The 18,493-nt window shown below is 49.1% G+C and carries 18 protein-coding genes and 2 pseudogenes; 12 read left to right on the top strand and 8 right to left on the bottom strand.

Annotation, left to right across the window (positions count from 1 at the left end):
• Positions 1 to 8: 8 nt before the first annotated feature.
• The 3 genes from ACIDITHRIX25_RS92385 to ACIDITHRIX25_RS92375 form a co-directional block, all read right to left on the bottom strand.
• A complete protein-coding gene (locus ACIDITHRIX25_RS92385; RefSeq protein ID WP_283770404.1) occupies positions 9 to 491 on the bottom strand; it encodes a transposase in 483 nt (160 codons plus the stop codon).
• Positions 492 to 618: 127 nt separating this feature from the next.
• Positions 619 to 867: a hypothetical protein gene (locus ACIDITHRIX25_RS92380; protein ID WP_201732843.1), complete on the bottom strand. Its 249-nt coding sequence runs from the start codon at positions 865 to 867 to the stop codon at positions 619 to 621.
• Positions 868 to 1,272: 405 nt separating this feature from the next.
• The gene (locus tag ACIDITHRIX25_RS92375; protein WP_201732842.1) at positions 1,273 to 1,410 is read right to left on the bottom strand and encodes a hypothetical protein; all 138 of its coding nucleotides are present in this window, start codon (positions 1,408 to 1,410) and stop codon (positions 1,273 to 1,275) included.
• A 15-nt stretch (positions 1,411 to 1,425) separates the two neighbouring features.
• Here ACIDITHRIX25_RS92375 and ACIDITHRIX25_RS92370 point away from each other — a divergent pair, with 15 nt between their 5' ends.
• Positions 1,426 to 1,767, top strand: a complete 342-nt coding sequence (locus ACIDITHRIX25_RS92370) for a hypothetical protein (RefSeq protein ID WP_152626207.1) — start codon at positions 1,426 to 1,428, stop codon at positions 1,765 to 1,767.
• Positions 1,768 to 2,150: 383 nt separating this feature from the next.
• Here ACIDITHRIX25_RS92370 and ACIDITHRIX25_RS92365 read toward each other — a convergent pair whose 3' ends face one another.
• Positions 2,151 to 2,663 (bottom strand): hypothetical protein, encoded by a 513-nt coding sequence (locus ACIDITHRIX25_RS92365; RefSeq protein ID WP_152626206.1) that lies wholly within the window; start codon positions 2,661 to 2,663, stop codon positions 2,151 to 2,153.
• Between the two features lie 662 nt (positions 2,664 to 3,325).
• Between ACIDITHRIX25_RS92365 and ACIDITHRIX25_RS92360 the strand changes: the two genes are divergently transcribed.
• Positions 3,326 to 4,633, top strand: coding sequence for a phospholipase D family protein (locus tag ACIDITHRIX25_RS92360; protein ID WP_201732841.1), 1,308 nt, complete (start codon positions 3,326 to 3,328; stop codon positions 4,631 to 4,633).
• 54 nt (positions 4,634 to 4,687) lie between these two features.
• On the opposite strand, the gene ACIDITHRIX25_RS92355 is transcribed toward ACIDITHRIX25_RS92360, so the two are convergent.
• The gene (locus ACIDITHRIX25_RS92355; RefSeq protein ID WP_268749171.1) at positions 4,688 to 4,819 is read right to left on the bottom strand and encodes a hypothetical protein; all 132 of its coding nucleotides are present in this window, start codon (positions 4,817 to 4,819) and stop codon (positions 4,688 to 4,690) included.
• A gap of 100 nt (positions 4,820 to 4,919) precedes the next feature.
• On the opposite strand from ACIDITHRIX25_RS92355, the pseudogene ACIDITHRIX25_RS92350 reads away from it, so the two are divergent.
• From ACIDITHRIX25_RS92350 to ACIDITHRIX25_RS92335, 4 genes and pseudogenes are all read left to right on the top strand, one after another.
• Positions 4,920 to 5,485, top strand: a pseudogene (locus ACIDITHRIX25_RS92350) (IS607 family transposase).
• Entirely contained in the window at positions 5,482 to 5,652 is a 171-nt protein-coding gene (locus tag ACIDITHRIX25_RS92345) for a hypothetical protein (RefSeq protein WP_201732840.1), read from the top strand. The pseudogene ACIDITHRIX25_RS92350 and the gene ACIDITHRIX25_RS92345 overlap by 4 nt, the downstream one beginning before the upstream one ends.
• A 30-nt stretch (positions 5,653 to 5,682) precedes the next feature.
• Positions 5,683 to 6,153, top strand: a complete 471-nt coding sequence (locus ACIDITHRIX25_RS92340) for a hypothetical protein (RefSeq protein ID WP_052607164.1) — start codon at positions 5,683 to 5,685, stop codon at positions 6,151 to 6,153.
• The gene (locus ACIDITHRIX25_RS92335; protein ID WP_052607163.1) at positions 6,153 to 6,392 is read left to right on the top strand and encodes a hypothetical protein; all 240 of its coding nucleotides are present in this window, start codon (positions 6,153 to 6,155) and stop codon (positions 6,390 to 6,392) included. Before ACIDITHRIX25_RS92340 ends, ACIDITHRIX25_RS92335 begins: the two co-directional genes overlap by 1 nt.
• A 16-nt stretch (positions 6,393 to 6,408) precedes the next feature.
• Here the strand turns inward: ACIDITHRIX25_RS92335 and ACIDITHRIX25_RS92330 are convergent, their stop codons facing one another.
• The 3 genes and pseudogenes from ACIDITHRIX25_RS92330 to ACIDITHRIX25_RS92320 all read right to left on the bottom strand — a co-directional run.
• Positions 6,409 to 6,720: an ATP-binding protein gene (locus ACIDITHRIX25_RS92330; RefSeq protein ID WP_052607162.1), complete on the bottom strand. Its 312-nt coding sequence runs from the start codon at positions 6,718 to 6,720 to the stop codon at positions 6,409 to 6,411.
• Between the two features lie 218 nt (positions 6,721 to 6,938).
• Positions 6,939 to 7,244, bottom strand: a complete 306-nt coding sequence (locus ACIDITHRIX25_RS92325) for a helix-turn-helix domain-containing protein (protein WP_052607169.1) — start codon at positions 7,242 to 7,244, stop codon at positions 6,939 to 6,941.
• Positions 7,245 to 7,292: 48 nt separating this feature from the next.
• A pseudogene (locus ACIDITHRIX25_RS92320) lies at positions 7,293 to 7,616 on the bottom strand (type II toxin-antitoxin system RelE/ParE family toxin); the annotation flags it as partial.
• Between the two features lie 346 nt (positions 7,617 to 7,962).
• On the opposite strand from ACIDITHRIX25_RS92320, the gene ACIDITHRIX25_RS92315 reads away from it, so the two are divergent.
• The 6 genes from ACIDITHRIX25_RS92315 (at position 7,963) to ACIDITHRIX25_RS92290 (ending at position 18,424) form a co-directional block, all read left to right on the top strand.
• Complete coding sequence (locus ACIDITHRIX25_RS92315) at positions 7,963 to 8,286, top strand: type II toxin-antitoxin system Phd/YefM family antitoxin (RefSeq protein WP_052607168.1); 324 nt, start codon at positions 7,963 to 7,965, stop codon at positions 8,284 to 8,286.
• Positions 8,283 to 8,897, top strand: a complete 615-nt coding sequence (locus ACIDITHRIX25_RS92310; RefSeq protein ID WP_052607161.1) for a type II toxin-antitoxin system RelE/ParE family toxin — start codon at positions 8,283 to 8,285, stop codon at positions 8,895 to 8,897. The genes ACIDITHRIX25_RS92315 and ACIDITHRIX25_RS92310 overlap by 4 nt, the downstream gene beginning before the upstream one ends.
• Before the next feature lie 2,028 nt (positions 8,898 to 10,925).
• Positions 10,926 to 11,567: a PadR family transcriptional regulator gene (locus ACIDITHRIX25_RS92305; RefSeq protein ID WP_082058588.1), complete on the top strand. Its 642-nt coding sequence runs from the start codon at positions 10,926 to 10,928 to the stop codon at positions 11,565 to 11,567.
• A 418-nt stretch (positions 11,568 to 11,985) separates the two neighbouring features.
• A complete protein-coding gene (locus tag ACIDITHRIX25_RS92300; RefSeq protein WP_082058590.1) occupies positions 11,986 to 14,859 on the top strand; it encodes an FAD-binding and (Fe-S)-binding domain-containing protein in 2,874 nt (957 codons plus the stop codon).
• Between the two features lie 578 nt (positions 14,860 to 15,437).
• Positions 15,438 to 16,700 (top strand): threonine ammonia-lyase IlvA, encoded by a 1,263-nt coding sequence (gene ilvA / locus ACIDITHRIX25_RS92295; RefSeq protein WP_407071676.1) that lies wholly within the window; start codon positions 15,438 to 15,440, stop codon positions 16,698 to 16,700.
• Positions 16,701 to 17,443: 743 nt separating this feature from the next.
• Positions 17,444 to 18,424 carry an alpha/beta fold hydrolase gene (locus tag ACIDITHRIX25_RS92290; RefSeq protein WP_052605422.1) on the top strand — a complete coding sequence of 327 codons (981 nt, stop codon included), beginning with the start codon at positions 17,444 to 17,446 and terminating at the stop codon, positions 18,422 to 18,424.
• Positions 18,425 to 18,493 lie beyond the last annotated feature (69 nt).

Raw genomic sequence — 18,493 nt, 5'->3', positions numbered from 1 at the left:
CTGTTCTACTAAAGATTAGCTCCAATCTGGTCTCGGTGGAGGCGAAACTTACGAAACTTGATAAGTATGATTCGAATTGTCTTTGATAATCTGACAAAGCTAGGTATCTGTGATCGTGAAGCACGAGCACACCAGGAATCCAAGAACTCAGCTACTTCGTCATTGGATAATCCAGTACCGAATATCCCTCTTAGGGATTCTTTCATCTCTAAGGGCTTTAGAAGTATTGCAGCGGTTGACTTTATTTGACGTAGAGTCTCATTTTGGCGTTGAGTCAAATCACCAGGATTCTTTAGTAATGCCCATCTTGCACTCACAAACCTACGGGCGTAATCTGGAGTAGGAAGTTTTCTCAGTTGGCGCCATAGGTCGCATCTTACCTCCTCCAGGGCCTCAGTGCCCAATTTAACGACATGAAAAGGATCGAGTGCGATTTGAGTATCTGGTGTGCGATCAGCGAAAGCTTTAGCAAAAGCTGGTCCCATGTCCATTGTTGCTACTTGTGTGAGAGCTTGGAACGTTGCGAACCAAGCTCACATAAGAACCCATCTAGACTCTTAGCGCTTTTTCCTTCTGCTCCATAGACGATCTTTCCAGTTTCATGATCTGTTACGGGCTCTAAATAACTTGGGTTATGTACTTATGGTGTTTACGATAGGCAATCTCATCTACCCCTATTATTGAGAGCTTCTCTAGTCGCTTTGGATCGATCTCTTTGGCTACTACTCTCTCACAGATCGTACCAACTGTTTTCTGAGCAATCCGGGTGAGCTTCGTAACTGTTGTTTTATCCATCTTTGCGGTTGAGCCGGCAACTAGATGTTCAAAGTCTCTCGTGAAGCGAAATTTGCGATACCGGTCACCCAAATGGCACTGACTCAGTGATTACTCCATGATTGGGGCATTTCGGTCTCCGTAGGGCACAAGAGATCCAAGTACGACGTATTCCCATGTCAAGATGTCTCCAGCGAGAGTTGATAAGTTCTGATGTCGTAGCGGTATTTTGTTTTGAATTTACGGCTTATTCAACAACACGGTGGACATGCGAGTTTGGATCGTGCAAGTTTGACATCTACAACAATTTCATCTTTTGAGATAAAAATATCGTTGACAATGACACCTTTAACGTCAAGCAACTGCTTGACTAGAGAGTTAGCGTGCACGGTTAGATCTCCTAAATCTGTGTGTTAGTAACTTCAAATTTAGAGGTCACAAACCGTGCACGTTTCATTCAATGCTTTTAAAGACCCAAAAGTTCTTATCGTACAGGCGTTACTTATCGGTTATGGGGTCTTGGTGACCCACATGAGGGTTAGGAGAGCCTCCTAAACCAACAAGAATGTCAACCCTGAGCTCTGGGGTGAGGTCCAACTGTGCTGGGACCGAGATCACCCGCGGTTCAGCCTGCATATCCCTTATGAGACGGTGCGCGAAAGTTCCCATGGAGACGCCGTCACCGCTATTGATGAGGGGATCATTAACCCTATGGCATTAGCCACTTGGGTAGATGCCAAGACCATAGATGTGACAATCATCAATGGGAGAGAAGGCCGAGCTATCAAGCGTCAAAGAAACAAGGCTTTCGGTCAACTTCAGCACAAGATCAGTAAGTGCAAGAATGGATCAAAGAAGTACAGAAGGCTGGTAGCTGCGAAGAAGATCAACTCCAAAGCAAAGCTATCACTTTGTGACTTTGATCATCAGGTGTCCAAAAAGGCGGCTGATCACGTCATTTTTTGTCGGTTTATCACTGTTAACATGAACTGAATAATATCCTCAAAGATTCAACTCCTGTTGCGAGGGAATGGGGTACAAGACCCCCTCGTACCCGGTCCATTTCGCTTGAGAACCGCACGCCACTATAGCTTCTCATTGATGGGAGTTCGAGCGGTAAGTGGGGCACTTGGCTCGGCTCGTTCAGTTATTAACAACGCCTAGTGGTTTGCTATCGAGGGGAATGTTTCCTTTGCCATCTCCGATCCGCGACGAAGATGCACAGCCCAGCAAAAGACATAGGGATTACCAACAACACTAGCAATCTCTCGAACGAGTCCCCCTTGGCGGAGGCCGTGGCCAGTACGCTCACATTTATTGTGAATGCGACTGCCAGACCCGTGAAATTTCGCCTCTGTCGTACCCCCCACGACGAGCTACCAGACAACGGTTGTTCCTGCATAACTAGAAGTGGTATCGTCCCACCATACGTAAATATAGGGGAACTGTCCACGTTGGATCAGCGTGATGACGGTATAGCCCGCCGCCCCGATAGCCCCGACGCATGCGGTTGCTCCTATCCCTGACCACCATAGGGTGCATCCAAGGGTAATCATGGCTCCGATTCCGGTCGCTCCTGCAGCCAAAATCGTTTCCTCTTCAGATGGCGTGATCTCGATAATTGAATACGTGTCAGCACTTCCGCCTCCACCCACAAGGAGATTAGGCGAGATGGCCAGACCCGGCGTCGCGACAGTACTTCGATATTGGTAATAATAATTCTCACTCATAGGTGTGGGTTTTATGGAAATTACACTCTTTCCGGAGACCGCCGAAATATTCGCGCTTTGTGCAGATGCAGTGGTTGCACTAACGCCAATGGCTGGCGCACTAACAGCCAATGCCCCCAATCCAACTGCGATCTTTCCTGTTATTCTTCTAGTATCCACCGTGAACATCCCCTCTTACTTATTGGATATCACTCTGACAGCGTTCGTCAATATGGATCGTTAAACGAGTTCGCCTATCGTGGATAAGACCTTGATTTATTGATTCTGCCATAAAGCATTTTCATGGCCATCACCACATTCGAAGCCAACCTCCATAGTCACAGAACACTGGTTTTAACGTTAACGATTTATAGTGCACACGATGGTCTTGGTATTACGGTTTCATATTGGCGCGACGAGGATCGTGCACAAAGGTGGAAGCCTGTGATGGAGCATCAGGCGGTGTAACAGATTGCGCGGTCGGCAGCTTTGGTGCGTTGCAGCGATGATTGGACGTCTCGATACTTAATATAGTACGTTTGGTCATGATACGTTACGATGACTGGTTTCTGAACTCAATAGAGCGGGGCAACCCAATGACCCAGATCGACTTGCATCGGTCCACGGGAGTCGCGTGGACCGAAGGTAATCACGTTTCGTTCCATATTGATGGGTTCTCGTATTTCACCAGACTGGAAGAAGTCTTCTCGAGCCTGGAGCTTCATGATGAAGTCCGTTTCACCGATTGGCGAGGAGACGCGGACGAACGCGTCTCCGGTGACGGGACGTCTATCGCGACCCTATTGGCTGACTTATGTCGACAAGGAGTCGACATTCGAGGGTTGCTCTGGCGTTCGCACAGTGACCGTTTCGGGTTTAGCTCTAAGAGGAATCGACGCCTGGCAATCGACGTGACCGAGGCGGGTGGCGAAGTTCTGCTTGACGAGCGAGTGCGCCGAGGCGGATCGCACCACCAAAAGTTGGTCATTCTTCGACATCCCACTTGTCCTGCGCATGACGTTGCATTCATCGGCGGAATCGACCTGAGCCATGGTCGTCGAGATGACACCGACCACCTTGGAGATCATCAAGTCATCAAATTAGACCCTCGTTTCGGTCGCCGTCCTCCCTGGCACGATGTCCAACTAGAAATCCGTGGACCAGCCATTTCTGAACTCGACGGCACGTTCCGGGAACGATGGGAAGATCAGACCGCACTCAATCACGCGGGTCGACTGAGGGCGTTGTTCTCACAAGTCATGTCGCGCGATCGTGTCGCTCGTCCCCTCCCCGCGCGTCTCGACGATCCACCGACACAGGGCGGTCACGCCGTGCAAGTGCTTCGGACCTATCCTTCGAAACGTCCCAAGTATCCTTTCGCGCCTGAAGGCGAACGAAGCGTAGCGCGAGCGTTTGCCAAGGCGATTGAGAGAGCACGGTCGTTGATCTACATCGAGGACCAATATTTTTGGTCTATCGAAATTGCACGACTACTCGCCGAAGCATTATGTCGACAGCCGGGGCTGCAAGTCATCGGTGTCGTCCCACGTTACCCGGATAAGGACGGAAAGTTGTCGGGGCCACCAAGCAGGCTCGCTCAGGCGAGGGCCATTGATATCATCAAGAAAGCCGGCGGCGAGCGGGTAGGGATCTACGACGTCGAGAACGAATCGGGAACCCCCATCTACGTTCACGCCAAGGTCTGTGTTATTGACGACGTATGGGCCACTGTCGGTTCGGACAATCTGAATCGCCGCTCGTGGACCCATGATTCGGAACTTTCCTGCGCGGTGATTGATAGCGCACTCGACGACCGGATTCCTGTGGATCCGGGTGGACTCGGTGACGGAAGCCGCAAGTTTGCGCGCGAGTTGCGGCTGGCGCTTTGGGCTGAACACCTCGGACGCTCGCCCGCCGATTTGGAGCTTTTGGATTTGGCTCACGGTTCCGATCTCTGGAAGAAGACGGCCCGCGAACTCGAAGACTGGCGGCCGAGTCTCGGAGAAGGGAACCGTCCGCTGAGTCGAGTCCGTTCGCACGTCATTGATTCCGTCCCAACTAGTAGTCGACGTTGGGCCGGAATTGCGTACCGGTTAATTTTCGATCCCGACGGTCGCCCCCTCAAACTTCGGCTCCGTCGTCGTTTCTGATGGATTATGGCCGTGCCACATTGGGTTTTCCCCAACATAAGTTGACCCTGCTGGTTACTCGAGCGCACGACATATGCCCTTGACATATCGAGTCGCAAGTTCTGGAATGTTCCTTCCGGAATCTATAACTCGATGAGCAGCTTCAGTCTTGAACTCAAGGGTAAATTTACGCCTTGTTGCTCCCATGGTGACATCCTTTCTACCAACAATCTACGTTGGCTTAACAGGTGTCCACTAAATATGGGGTTGTAACAGTTGGCACAAAGATGTTCTATAACGATATGTAATGAACTTACGTGAGTGGGCACTGTCCCAAGGTATACATCCTCAAACGGCATATAAGTGGTATCGTGCCGGTACTCTGCCTGTCCCTGCGCTAAAGTAGGGCAACCCATATTGGTGGGAGATCTAGAGTCTCAACCGTCCGTATCTAAGTCTGCCGTCATATATGCACGAGTGTCTTCTGTAGATCAAAAATCAGACCTAGATCGCCAGGTTGCCAGAGTTCTCACTTGGGCTACAGAGCACGGGTACTCAATAGATCGCGTAGTAACCGAAGTTGGTTCGGCCCTTAACGGACATAGGCGAAAGTTTCTGTCGTTACTTAAAGACCCAACAGTAGACACGATTCTGGTAGAACACAGATACCGCTTCTGCCGGTTTGGAGCTGAATATATAGAGGCTGCACTTGAGGCTCAGTCCAGGAAATTGGTTGTGGTAGATCCAGCCGAGGTAGACGATGACTTAGTGCGTGATGTCACGGAACTGCTCACGTCTCTCTGTGTCCGCCTCTACGGTCGCAGTTCGGCTACTAACAAAGCTCAGCGTGCTATTGATGCGGTGTGCTCATGATCGCGATAATGCGGACAAAAGCACAGGCTCAGAAAGTGTCCGAACTAACTGGGTGTAAAGTTCTTCTTGACGAAGGTAACCCAACAAGGAAAGTATCGCTCACCGGAGATTTCGAGCAATACCGAGATGCACTAGAGTCAGTCAGCGTACTATTTGCAGCTATGTGACGATACCGGCGAGAAGGTTCAGAGCTGGTTTTGACTGAGAAACCAAAAGTAAAAGAAGCAGCTGAGACTCTCTATGGTGCATATGTGATTGAGACCAATAGGAACGATCTAGAACCAGAAGTGATCTGGAAGCTCTATATGACCCTAACAAAGGTAGAGGATGCATTCAAAGCCCTAAAGAGCAATCTAGGGATGAGACCGATCTATCACCAACTAGCTAGTCGTACCGCTGCTCATCTATTTATCTCAGTAGTTGCTTATCACCTCTATGGAGCAATTGCACTTAGCTTATCTCAAGCCGGTGACAAAAGAAGTGTTCACAGCATTCTTGCTCAAGTGTCTACCCATAGCCGCTTGAACGTAACGATGTTAGATGATAACAAACGTCTACATAACCTTCGTATCTCCTCTACTCCAAACTCTACCCAAAAAGAGATCTACTCTATTCTTGGAGTAGTAGATACCCTAGCTCGAACCAAGAAGGTGATTGCTCAACTGTAGTGCCCAAATCCAGACACCAATATGGTCATGACCTGGGCTTTCATGGGGTGGTTGCCGAAAGTAGGGCCAGGCCATTTGGTACAGGCGGCAGTTGCGATGATGGGTTGACTCATCATCGCAAGAGAGAACATAAGACCGCTAGCAATACTGGCGGTGCTCAAAGAGGCAAGAACGACCCTCGGGCGAGTGAGAATGAAGCCCGAGGGATGAACCTTGAAAAAGGTGCATCTAGTGAGTAGACTCACCATTTATCACTCAGATGCAACGGAACCTCACATCTACGGTTACCCGAATAATTTGACGTGGATTCACTCCTTGGTCAAGAAGCGCTTGGACTGTGCGTTTTACCAATACAGACTTACCAACTCGTCGAGGACCGTAGAGCATGTAGAGACCGCCAATGCGGATATCGTCTAGAGCTGAGGGATAGTAGCTAAGTTGTGACGCGTCTGATTCGCGCAAATCTCTATCAATTACCGCCCAGTTTGGGTCTCGCCACCAAGGAGTATCTCGGCCAACCGCTTCAGCAACCTGACTTTTGTTTACACCACGCCGATATTCTGGCAAAAACCCTAGGGTTTTTGTATATAAGTATCCTTTTGTAAATATTTGATATGCAAATGTCGTGCATTAATAAATTCTCAGCCGACCGACCGACCGAAGTGTTGCGATCTGCCATTCGTCAGCAATTGTGGCTATGTCCTTGCCATGTTGCCACCACCGTTTTGCGAAGTTACCACGTCATCTAGCTCAGTTTGATCCGGCCTGAGTGATTGATACAGCGGTTATGCGATCAGAAAACGTTCGTCGCCAATCTCCACTTCAACTCTCAATTCACCGCCGAATGCCTCGACATACTTGCGTAGAGTGTCGAGTTGTGTGCGTTCGATGTCGCCATGTTCGATACGTGAAACGCGATTCTGACTGACGTTCAGGCGACTAGCGAGTTCTACCTGGGTGACGTCAGAAGCTTCGCGCAGTTCACGAAGGCGGTAAGACCGAACTTCGGTAAGCATTCGCTTTTTGTGCTCCTCCACAACCTCGCGGTTGACCGGACGTCCGGCCAGCATATGCTCCAAATTCTTTGTCATCAAATTCCTCCTTTTTTGTTTCCCAATGTGCTCATCTAAGAGGTTGTCGGCAACTGGGATGTTCACTTCATACCACTTCTTCCAACTTCTCGATTTGTCTTCCGCCACTAGAAGAACTGCGTTTCGTTCTAGATCGAAGGCAAAGAGAATCCTCAACTCAGAACGCCCTCTAGATCCTTGACGCAACTCCTTCATGTTCTTGTGACGTGATGCCTTCACGGTATCGACCAACGGACGTCCAAGTTGTGGGCCTCGGTCGATGAGCAACTCTAAAGCAGCAATAACCTGTTCGTAAGAGTTCTGATCAAGGTCATAGAGCCAGGACTCGATGAATTCGAGATTCACTTCCCACAAAAGGACAGTATACAACATATAGGGTGTATAACTCAAGAGTTGTGAGACTTTGCCAAGCAAAGTGTCGCTTCCACCGAGTATTCCCTCGTGACCGGCATAGACGCGACGTCTGTCCCTCAGGCTAAGCCGGTTTCGACCTTGAGAGCGAACGGAAAAGAGGTAGGAGATCTGCCAGGCAGAATGTTGTGATAAGCACGACGAATGGACCTTGGGTCACACAATAAGAACCGGAATCTAACCTTTACCGGCTGAGGACCAGCATCTTTGGATGTTTTGGCGTCCAAGTAGCCTGACCGACTGGCCTCTTCGAATGGCTTGCGTATCTGACGACAGAATCTGCACAGATTCATGTATACTTTTCTTTGTGACCCGCACACCCAACTACATCATCTCCGTTAGTGACGCCGCCAAACGCGGCATCGCCGGACTAGCTCGTGACGCCGAATCCGGTTCGTCAATTACGGTCGAGCGCAACCACCGTCCTGTCGCGGCGATTATCGGAGTGAGCGAACTCCATCGCTACCAAGAGGCCGAACGGGACTTACGCGATCTTGCGGTCGTTCTTATCCGTACCGCCACCGACAACGGTGAACGAACTTCACTCGACAACGTCTTCTCTCGATTCGGATTTGATCGAGCCGTTCTCGAACGAGAAGTTGCTGAGGACCTGGCCGCTGGTCGAGAGTGACTCCGTCCAAAGGTAGTCAAAGAGACGAACCGTCATCTCGGAGAACCGATCGTCACCCCAGTGCGCATCATACGGAGCTTCGCTTCACCGAAGGCGCGATTGACGACCTGGTTGCGCTGCAAAAGAAGAATCGCCCTGCGCTCGAATGGGCGATGAAGAAGTTTTTGCTCATCGAGAGGAACCCCGAAGCGGGCGCCCCTCTCGGCGGCGGACTACACGGCTATCGCAAGTTGACCGTGGGTGATCGGGACTGGCGCATTGTGTGGCGAGTGACTTTTGACGATACCGGAAAGCTAATCGTCGACATTGGTGAAATCTGGGCCGTTGGCGCTCGAAAGGATAGCGAGGTCTACACCGAGATGCGTCGACGGGTAGCTACACTGCCCGAAGGTCCTCAAACCAAAACATTCGAAGAGGTGTTGGCCCTTCTCGAAGCCAGTCTTACGAAGAAGCGCCGTACCGCGCCGTCGCATCCCACAACCGACGACACACTCGCGCCTGCATGGTTGCTCGATGATCTGGTCAACCTCGCGGGCTACGTACGAAGCGACGTCGAGGCACTCACTGAGCGCCAAGCCATGTCAGCGTGGGTGGCTTATCGTTCGCGCTGATTTACTCCTCTCGAGATAAACGTGTCCTTTGGCTCTAAGTTCTAATAAGTTCATTAATGATCCACCCTTCAGCAATTGAATCCTCCTCTGTGGTTTTTGTAGCTCCACAGAGAGTCTTGTTGGGGGGGGTGGGTCAATTAAATACCGTTTAAGGTGGGTCAATTAAACGCCGCTGGCAACACCGCGATGAACGTCGACGCATCGAAGCTAGCGAAATCACAAGCAAATAGCCTCTGAGTACTGCTGAACGCCAATAGCTCATACGACTTCACCGTGAGCCCTAGGTGTCAAGGGAGGTGGCAGAATTGCAGAAGGACAAGACCTTCTTTTAGAAAAACAGCCGCGTACAACGCATGAGAATCCACCAAGCAAGAGAGATTTGCATCAACGGAAGCGTAAGTGAGCGAACTTTACAAATATCTACAGATGGACAGACTACTTGAGGTCTCTCGGGCTGGCTATTACAAGTGGAGGCAAGTCAAAGATAGACAATGTTCCACTGAGTTGGCCACAAAGACTCTGAAGATTAAAATTCTTGAAATCCACTAACAAGAGTCAATAGGTATCTACGGAGCACCAAGGATAACGGCGCAATTGTAATTACAAGGTGAGCCAACTAGCCATAACACTGTCGCAGAAAAGATGCGTGAGCTTTCAATATCCTAAGTTAGCCCAAAGCTACTAAAAAGTAGTGACCACTATTTGTGACTCTAAGGCCACATATCCAAGAGACTTTTCTTGATAGGAATTTTGACAAGGGACCTTTAGATAGCGTTTGACCCTCCGACATCACCTGCATGAAGATAGGTGATAGATCTGCATATCTGTGTGTAGGTTAGAGACGAGCACTTATGTTGGAGTAAACGAGGAAGAGTGCTTGGCCATAGCGTCTTATGAAAATATGAGGCTCGAGATAGTGCTAGAAGCTCTAGGTCAGGCAATTAATACCAGAGGTAGCAATTGCCGAGGAGCGGTGTTCCGTAGCGATCGAGAAAGCCAATTCTTAGATCGTCGCACAGAATCCCCTCTCTGTAAAGAAAATGGAATCATTCGCTCCATGGCGCAAATGGGATCCTGTTACAATCACGCCAGTGCTGAATCCTTCTGGTCGGTCTTCAAGCATGAATACTTCTTGAGACATGTCTTCAAAGACATCTCTGAATTAAGAGCTGGAATAAAGTGGTAAAAGAATTTTTACAACAGCAAACGGCGACATTCGAAGACCTAAGAACATCTCACCAGTCAATTATGAGTTAGCCTTAGAAGTAAGAGCAAAAACTGCTTAAGTCAGTGTCTACTCTTAGTGGGTAACCCCAGTTGCTGGCAACACAGTCGAATGGACTGCAGCGAACTAGCCAACTCAGCAATGAGGATGAGCCAACACAGAGCAGTAGCGAGCAGGAAGGCGGATGAATCGAGAGATTCACTTCCGGTTTGACTGGAGCGGTAGAGGGAAGATCGCTCCAGTCACCCTAGACCGAGTAGTCGCCAACCCCCTAAATCAGACCGATTCAGAGGTGGTTTTCTATTTGGACCAATAAATGATGAGTGGTCTTCTAGCTCTCTGGATTTTAGAGACGGGCTAGAGCAGTTGGTTGACATTAGTTTTAGTGAACTATGGTCCCATATAGCCTTCTAACGCCCCTATTGATAGCCATATGAATGGATAGGCCGAGTATCAAAATTTCTTCGATTGCTCTATCTCTAATTGGATAACCAAAATCCAAAGAACAGGCTTTAACGTGCCATGAACCTGACGGGGATTGGGTGTTTGTGTTGGAAGGGATCTTTTTGACCTGGCTACCCAATGAATTGCTGAAATTGTAGTCAAATTTCAATCCGACGCACGGTTTGTGGAGTTAGATCTACGACAAGGTGAATTTGCTGCGCAGTAGCAATTTTTCCCATTGGTGATAATCCTTCTATACGATGGGAACTTTTAGATTTAAAGATTGCTTTAAGTATGAGTTGCGATATATCGTGATAATATTGATTACAAGATAAAGATTAGAGAAAAGGAAATTTGATATGCATAATTGTGAAGGTAGAGGATGCGGGTGCGGTAGGTCAGATCATCGTCATGATCATCGTGGAGAAGGATTTGGCCACCGAGGTCACGGCGGTCCCGGAGGGTTTGGACGTGGATTCGGTGGCGGTTTTGGCCCAGGTTTTGGGCCAGGCTTTGGCCCCGGTTTTGGACCAGGACGGGGTCCAAAGGTTGGTAGAGGTGATGTGCGATTTGGTATTTTGACCCTGATAGCAGAGGCGCCACGCCATGGATATGAGATTATTCAGGAGCTATCGGCCAGAAGCAATGGAGTTTGGCAACCCAGCCCAGGTTCTGTTTACCCCACGCTTCAGGCATTAGAAGATGAGGGTTTGATTACCCTTTCGGTTGTGGATGGAAAGAAGATCTACAGTCTTAGCGAAGCAGGACAACAATATCTTGCGGAGAATCCACGAAGCGCGCCTCCATGGGAGGAGATGGCCAACGGCCCAGAGACGATATTTTTCGATATCAGGCGTGAAGGTGCCGCATTTGCTTCAGCCTTGATGCAGGTCTTTCAGGCAGGAACTAAGGATCAACAAAAGCGAGCTCTCGAAGTTTTAATCGCAGCTCGCAAGGCGATATATAAGATTCTTGCCGGAGACGATGGTTCTGGGGAATAGAGCCTCGACCCCGCGGGCAATGATCGTTCGAGTGAGGTGACTTTTGATTACACACTCGGACTAGGGCTAAGGTCTCGGTTGGCCATGGCCTTATGGTTCAGTTAGACCTTAGTTTTCTACCCTTGGCGTGTCACTTTCTGCTTCGGCAGGTGTGGCACGCCTTTTTATCTCTACGAGGAGAATAAGACAGGGTTAGCGCTTTTCTCCATCTTGGATCTCAAGGTGCAGCCAGGATCTTTCAGAAGTATATTTCGCCGTTTCTTTTAGAGATAGGATTTCTAGACTCACCAAGGGTAGAGTTTTTGGCTCTAGGCTCATATGAATTCAGAGACGGAATGTGGTGAGTAGATTGCGCGACGGTTCAAAGCCACTCGAGCGAAAAAGTTCCAGTAACGGCTTCCAGCAAACCTTGGTGGAGATGCTTTTCTCAAATGGAGTCAAAGACGTCGACATCTCAAAGAGACGTCGGGCCGAGTACTCTAGCGATGCCTCTAACTATCGAATAGTTCCGAGTGCGGTTGTCTACCCAGGATCGGGTGATGAAGTCTTAGGTGCCATTGACGTCGCAAACGAGACGGGTCTATCGATTACTATGCGTGGAGGTGGAACATCTGTCGCTGGTAATTCAATTGGTTCAGGAATCGTATTGGATACGACGAGATATATGAACAAGGTTATAGATATCGATCCAGAGGCCAAGACCGCGACGGTGCAACCCGGTTTGATCTTAGATGAATTGGCGAGTTTCCTAAGTCCAATTGGTCTTTTGTTTGGTCCAGATCCCTCAACTCATTCGCGTGCCTCGATTGGTGGAATGATCGGCAATAACTCCTGTGGGGCACATTCCATTGCTTATGGAAAGACCCAAGACAATGTGGCTAGCCTCAAGGTGGTCGATGGTCGAGGCCGTGTGTTTCAAGCTAAAGATGATTTAGAGGTTGTCCCAGGATTGTCCAAGTTGATAGCTGACCACGAAGGATTGATCAGCGCTCAATTAGGGCGCTTTCCACGTCAAGTATCTGGTTATTCGCTGCAGGATCTTCTTTCAGGCCATCCGGGGCGGCTAGCTCGATCTTTGGTTGGTAGCGAGGGTACTACCGTAGGGGTAATTGAATCAACCTTGAAATTGATAGAAGCGCCAAAGGTAGTTGTCCTAGCGATCCTTGGCTATAGCGATATGATCACTGCGGCCTATGCCGCGCCGGCAATTGCGGCTATGGCTCCTCAAACCATAGAAGGCTTTGACTCGCGGCTGCTCGAGCGGTTGCGCAGTGGCCCAAAGCGAGTAGGTGTCTCGGCAACTTTGCCTAAGGGCAAAGGTTGGCTTTTTGTTGAATGCGCAGGAGAAACTTTATCGGAGGCTCTCGCTAGCGCTAAAGCAGTCACCCTAACCAGCGGCGTCATAGACTCTATTGTGGTTCGTGACACGACCGCGATGAGGATGCTTTGGCGACTTCGAGACGACGGTGCAGGCTTGGCCGGACGGACAATAGCTGGTAAAGCGGCATGGCCAGGATTCGAAGATGCAGCAGTTCCTCCTTTTAGACTGGGAGATTATCTCGTCGACTTCCAGGATCTGCTTGGTGAATTTGGTTTTGACGGCCTGATCTATGGCCATTTTGGAGAGGGATGCATCCATTCGCGGATCGACTTTGACCTAGAGTCTGATCCGCAACGCTTTAGGGCATTTATGGAGAGTGCTAGTGATTTAGTGGTCTCCTATGATGGCTCGCTTTCGGGAGAGCATGGCGATGGTCGCGCTCGGAGTCAGCTTCTGACAAAGATGTATTCTCCGCAGATGATCTCCTTATTTGCGGAGTTTAAGGGCTTATTTGATCCCAATCATGTGATGAATAAGGGCGTACTGGTCGAACCTGCCGCCTTTGATGATTCGCTTCGGCTAGAGGGAGTGCGAGAATTTCCACGAAGGAAAGGATTTGGTTTTTCTCTCGATGGCGGTGACTTTGGAGCCGGAGTTCATCGATGCGTTGGCGTGGGTAAGTGTCGTTTAGCCCAAGGGGCTAACGATAGCGTTATGTGTCCATCCTACGTCGCAACATTGGATGAAAAAGATTCGACTCGTGGTCGTGCCCGAGTTCTTCAAGAGATGTTAAATGGAACGTTTGTGAAAGGTGGATGGCGGTCCAAGGAGGTACATGAAGCCTTAGATCTCTGCCTATCCTGCAAGGCATGTTCCAGGGACTGTCCTGCTGGCGTCGACATGGCCCGTTACAAGGCAGAGGTTTTGTTCAACGCTTACAATCATCGCATGAGGCCGATGAATCATTATCTGTTAGGTCGCCTCTCCTTTTGGGCGGAGCTAGGAGGAGCTTTCCCAAATTTGGCGAACAAGGTACTGACAAATGACTTTGCTAAGTTGGCAATGGAGAAGGTTGCGGGTATCGATCGACGACGAACGCTGCCACCTTTTGCTAAAAGGTCGTTTGTCAGTACCCTCAAAGGTAACTCCGTTTCGGGATCTGCTTTAGGTCGTGGGGTCCCCCAAGAAGGAGGATTAGACGATGAGAGATTGGGACCAAAGAGTCTTTCTGGTGCCTCCTCGAAGGGGTCAATGTCGCGAGTAGTTTTGATGGTGGATCCGTTCAATAACCACTTTTCTCCATGGGTTCTCGAAGATTGTTTGGAACTGTTGAGAACACTGGAGATAGAGGTAGTGGTGGCGCCAAAGGAGCTCTCTATGGCTATTACTGAGATCTCTACTGGCCAACTTGAGATAGCTCGAAGAAAGCTTCGACGCCTTGTTGAATGGCTATTTCCACTAACTTCCTCTGGTTATTTGGTGTTGGTACTCGAGCCGTCATGCGCAGGTGTTCTCCGAAGCGACCTGGTGGAACTCCATAAAGGCGAAGGTGCGAAGTCGGTCTGTGACGCTACGGTGACTTTGGCGGAGCTTCTGATGAGAGTTGCCAATAGTCCCAGATCTTCATGGCAACCTCCCAATCTAAGAGGTGAAACCTTGATTTGGCAGCCTCATTGCCATCAATATGCAGACATAGGAGTCCACGATGACCTTCAGTTGCTTAAAGCAACTGGTGCTAATCTTTTGACAGTGACTGGATGCTGTGGGATGGCTGGAAACTTTGGGATGGAACTCTCTCACTACGATCTATCAGTCAGAGTCGCACAAAGATCTATTATCTCTCAGATCAATGAGGCACCTAGCGATGCGGTTGTAGTGGCAGATGGTTTTTCATGTCGGTCGCAGGTTAGCGACCTTACTGACAAGGTTCCACTTCATCTAGGTTCGATCATGTTGAGGGGTCTAAAGTAAAGCCGACAAGGATCATTGGGTGGTAGCTTGGTGAATTTCATCTTTCGCGGTTATCCTCTTGGATAAAACCTTGATTAGATGGAACCAGAAGTTATCTAACTGTTGACCAAAGATGGACTAGACAAGCGCTCTATTTGGCTAGCTTAGGCCCAATCTTCCAAGGTATCCGCGCGATGGCGACATCACAATTGTGATCCACAACGAGCTAATCCCAAGTGGGAGTGCTGTGTTAGTGGAGGTTTGTGGAATATTCATTGTGGGCTCCTCTGGCGAATTAGAGGGCTCATAAGAGATTTTAAGTCGACAGTCACCTCAAGCAACTTGCTAGCTTTGAGCAACAGTCACTAGATGCTTTCTCTTTTGCTCTGGTGGTTCCGCTACGTAGCGCTCTTTTGGACTGTATAGGTAATAAAGGACCCCATCTCTATTTGATTAGGCCACGATTGCTTGGGATACGTGATATCCCAAGGATGCTTGGGACCTCGCTTTACTTGAAAGCAAAGTTATTCACATGCGGGATGGAGCATCTGACATAGAATCAACTGAGGGAAAACTCCTAGATTTAGCCAATTGGTGGGATGAGAACGATGTCGGAAATTCTAGATGTAAATTCGATCAAGCGGGCGGCTCAGCTCTTATCAGACGTCGTGAAGAGAACGTCGCTAGATCACAGCAGTCGATTAACTAACAAGTTTGGCGTTGACGTCCTGCTCAAGCGCGAAGATGTTCAATTGGCTCGCTCCTATAAGATACGGGGAGCTTACAACTTCATCTCTAGCCTAAGTGACCAAGAGCGAGCAATGGGCGTCGTCTGTGCTAGTGCGGGTAACCACGCTCAAGGCGTAGCCTATAGCTGCAATAAGCTCGGCATCAAAGGTAAGATCTTTCTTCCGGCAACTACTCCTCGGCAAAAGAGACAGAAAATTATGGAATTTGGGGGTCTCTGGGTCGAGATAGTTATCGGCGGCCATAGCTACGACGATGCAAGTCTTGCTGCTCGCCGTGATGAGATTCGCAGCGGCTCGGTCTTTGTCCATGCATTTGACGATCCTCGCACTATTGCTGGTCAGGCGACTGTAGGGGTTGAACTCTTAGAGCAACTTCCCACTCCTAATGTGTCTACTGTGGTCGTGCCGGTTGGCGGGGGAGGGCTGATAGCTGGAATTGCTCTGTGGTTGCGCAGCCAAAGGCCCGATATCACAATTATTGGGGCGGAACCAACGGGGGCACCTTCCATGACAAAGGCGCTTGCCAATAATGGTCCAATCGCGCTAGAGCAAATGGATTCGTTCGTAGATGGTGCGGCTGTTGGCAGGGTTGGGGATCTCACATTTCCGATAGTGCGTGATCTCGTAGACGAGATCGTCTTGGTTCCAGAGGGTGCTATCTGTACTGAGATGTTAGAGCTCTACCAAAACGAGGGAATCATCACAGAGCCCGCAGGCGCTCTAGCCACTGCAGCACTCTCTCGAATTGCGATCGATAGGTCAAAGGGAGCTGTCGTTGCGATTTTGTCCGGAGGAAATAATGACGTAAGTCGTTATTCAGAGATTCTGGAGCGTTCCCTGGTGCACGAAGGGTTACGCCACTACTTTTTGGTAACCTTTCCCCAAGAACCTGGCTCACTTCGAAGATTTCTAGAGGAGGTTCTTTCTGACGGAGAAGATATTGTTGTCTTTGAGTACGTCAAAAAAAGTAACCGAGAGACTGGCCCTGCGCTTGTTGGAATCGACTTAGAGAGTCCAGATTCACTGAGTGGTCTTCTTTGGAGAATGCAAAATAGCCCGCTGGAGATAGAGCAGGTTCCTCCCGGATCTCCGCTTTTCACATTTTTACTGTAACGATTTACCGTGATGATTTACCGTGATGATTTACCGTGATGATTTACCGTGATGATTTACCGTGATGATTTACCGTGATGATTTACCGTGACGATTTACCGTGACGATTTACCGTGATGATTTACCGTGATGATTTACCGTGACGATTTACCGTGACGATTTACCGTGATGATTTACCGTGACGATTTACCGTGACGATTTACCGTGACGATTTACCGTGATGATTTACCGTGATGATTTACCGTGATGATTTACCGTGATGATTTACCGTGATGATTTACCGTGATGATTTACCGTGATGATTTACCGTGATGATTTACCGTGATGATTTACCGTGATAAATTCGCCATGTCCGCTACCACAATTTAGATGCAAGGTTCTGGCGGGATGTTGTAAATCTTTCGGTAGGTAATCGAGTTATTGGCTCAAATTTATGCCGAACGACAACAGATCAAGGATCTCGCTCCACAATGCTCAATCTAAGTGACCGAAAATAGCGCTTTGGACGATCTGGTGAATTATCAGTTGGTTCGGTCGCAAGGCGGCCAATGTCATTGGTTGATGTGGCTCTGTTTGGATCATAGGTTGTTGCGCCTTTTTTAATTTCAAGTCACCAGGCGGGTCAAATCGTAGATTTACCGACAAAGTACCGTGGTTGGAGGTATTCTATTGGCGTCTTGTTTGATCGTAGGGATTTGACTTCGTTACTTTGTTTTGACCAACTCTGCTGAAAGGTAATGGAGATGAATTTTAATATTTCACATAATAGGGCAACCATCAACGGCCAGAGTATCCATTACGTTGAAGCTGGGGAGGGGTATCCTATCATTTTTCTCCATGGATTTCCTGAGAGTTGGTATTCATGGCGCTACCAGCTTGAGTTTCTGAGCGAGCGTGGATTTCGCGTTATTGCACTTGACCAACGTGGATATGGGGGCTCTAGCGCTCCCAAAGATATAGATGCATATAATATCTTGCATCTTGTTGGAGATGTAATTGCGCTCATGGATCTCCGTTCCCTGGAGAAAGCCGTAGTAGTGGGTCACGATTGGGGTGCTCCTGTGGCTTGGTCTACGGCACTATTTCGACCTGATCGAATCGCTGGAGTCGTTGGATTGAGCGTTCCGTATCGACCAAGAGGAAGCTTTCAGCCGACTGTGCGAATGAGAGAACTCTCTGGTGAGGACTTTTATCAATTGTATTTTCAGTTGGAGGGTAGGGCCGAGGCAGACTTTGAAGGTGACTTATCCACCTCTATCTTCTCGATGTTCTACGGTAACTCAGCTGATTCGTTCGCGGTAAATGGTCCTTGGAAGATGCACTCGCCGGCTGATCGGGGTTTCTTTGCTGAGGCACCACCCTTGCCCAAAGAGCCCCCAAAATGGTTGAGCGAGAAAGACTTAGCGATATACGTGGAGGCTTTTCGTGGGAATGGATTTAGAGGGCCATTGAACTGGTATCGAAATCTCGATCGAAATTGGGAGCTTACCGAACCATGGAGTCGAGCACGGATCACACTGCCGTCGATGTACCTAGCTGGCAAGGTGGATCCGGTAGTCCATTTCCCCGGAGCCGATGCCATGATTGCTAAGATGGATGGCGTCCTGCCTGGCCTTTTTCGGGCAAAACTGATCGATGACTGTGGTCATTGGACGCAACAAGAGGCGCCCGAGATCGTGAACCAGTCACTCCTGGACTTTATGAATCACATCATGGCGCTTTAAACTATTAATAGCTGTGCGAAAAAACATCCTTGGATCACCCAGCCTGGTGTTAGTGATCCAAGGTGAAGT

This window comes from Acidithrix sp. C25, assembly GCF_904848545.2.
The sequence above is the reverse complement of the archived record's forward strand: the minus strand, read 5'-3'. Positions and strand labels throughout refer to the sequence as shown.

Bases quoted from the DNA above. Each gene is read 5' to 3' on its own strand.
- ACIDITHRIX25_RS92385 (WP_283770404.1), bottom strand. From the start codon at position 491: ATGGACATGGGACCAGCTTTTGCTAAAGCTTTCGCTGATCGCACACCA.
- ACIDITHRIX25_RS92325 (WP_052607169.1), bottom strand. From the start codon at position 7,244: ATGACAAAGAATTTGGAGCATATGCTGGCCGGACGTCCGGTCAACCGC.
- ACIDITHRIX25_RS92305 (WP_082058588.1), top strand. From the start codon at position 10,926: ATGCATAATTGTGAAGGTAGAGGATGCGGGTGCGGTAGGTCAGATCAT.
- ACIDITHRIX25_RS92355 (WP_268749171.1), bottom strand. From the start codon at position 4,819: ATGGGAGCAACAAGGCGTAAATTTACCCTTGAGTTCAAGACTGAAGCT.
- ilvA (WP_407071676.1), top strand. From the start codon at position 15,438: ATGAGAACGATGTCGGAAATTCTAGATGTAAATTCGATCAAGCGGGCG.
- ACIDITHRIX25_RS92290 (WP_052605422.1), top strand. From the start codon at position 17,444: ATGAATTTTAATATTTCACATAATAGGGCAACCATCAACGGCCAGAGT.
- ACIDITHRIX25_RS92375 (WP_201732842.1), bottom strand. From the start codon at position 1,410: ATGCAGGCTGAACCGCGGGTGATCTCGGTCCCAGCACAGTTGGACCTC.
- ACIDITHRIX25_RS92345 (WP_201732840.1), top strand. From the start codon at position 5,482: ATGATCGCGATAATGCGGACAAAAGCACAGGCTCAGAAAGTGTCCGAA.
- ACIDITHRIX25_RS92300 (WP_082058590.1), top strand. From the start codon at position 11,986: ATGCTTTTCTCAAATGGAGTCAAAGACGTCGACATCTCAAAGAGACGT.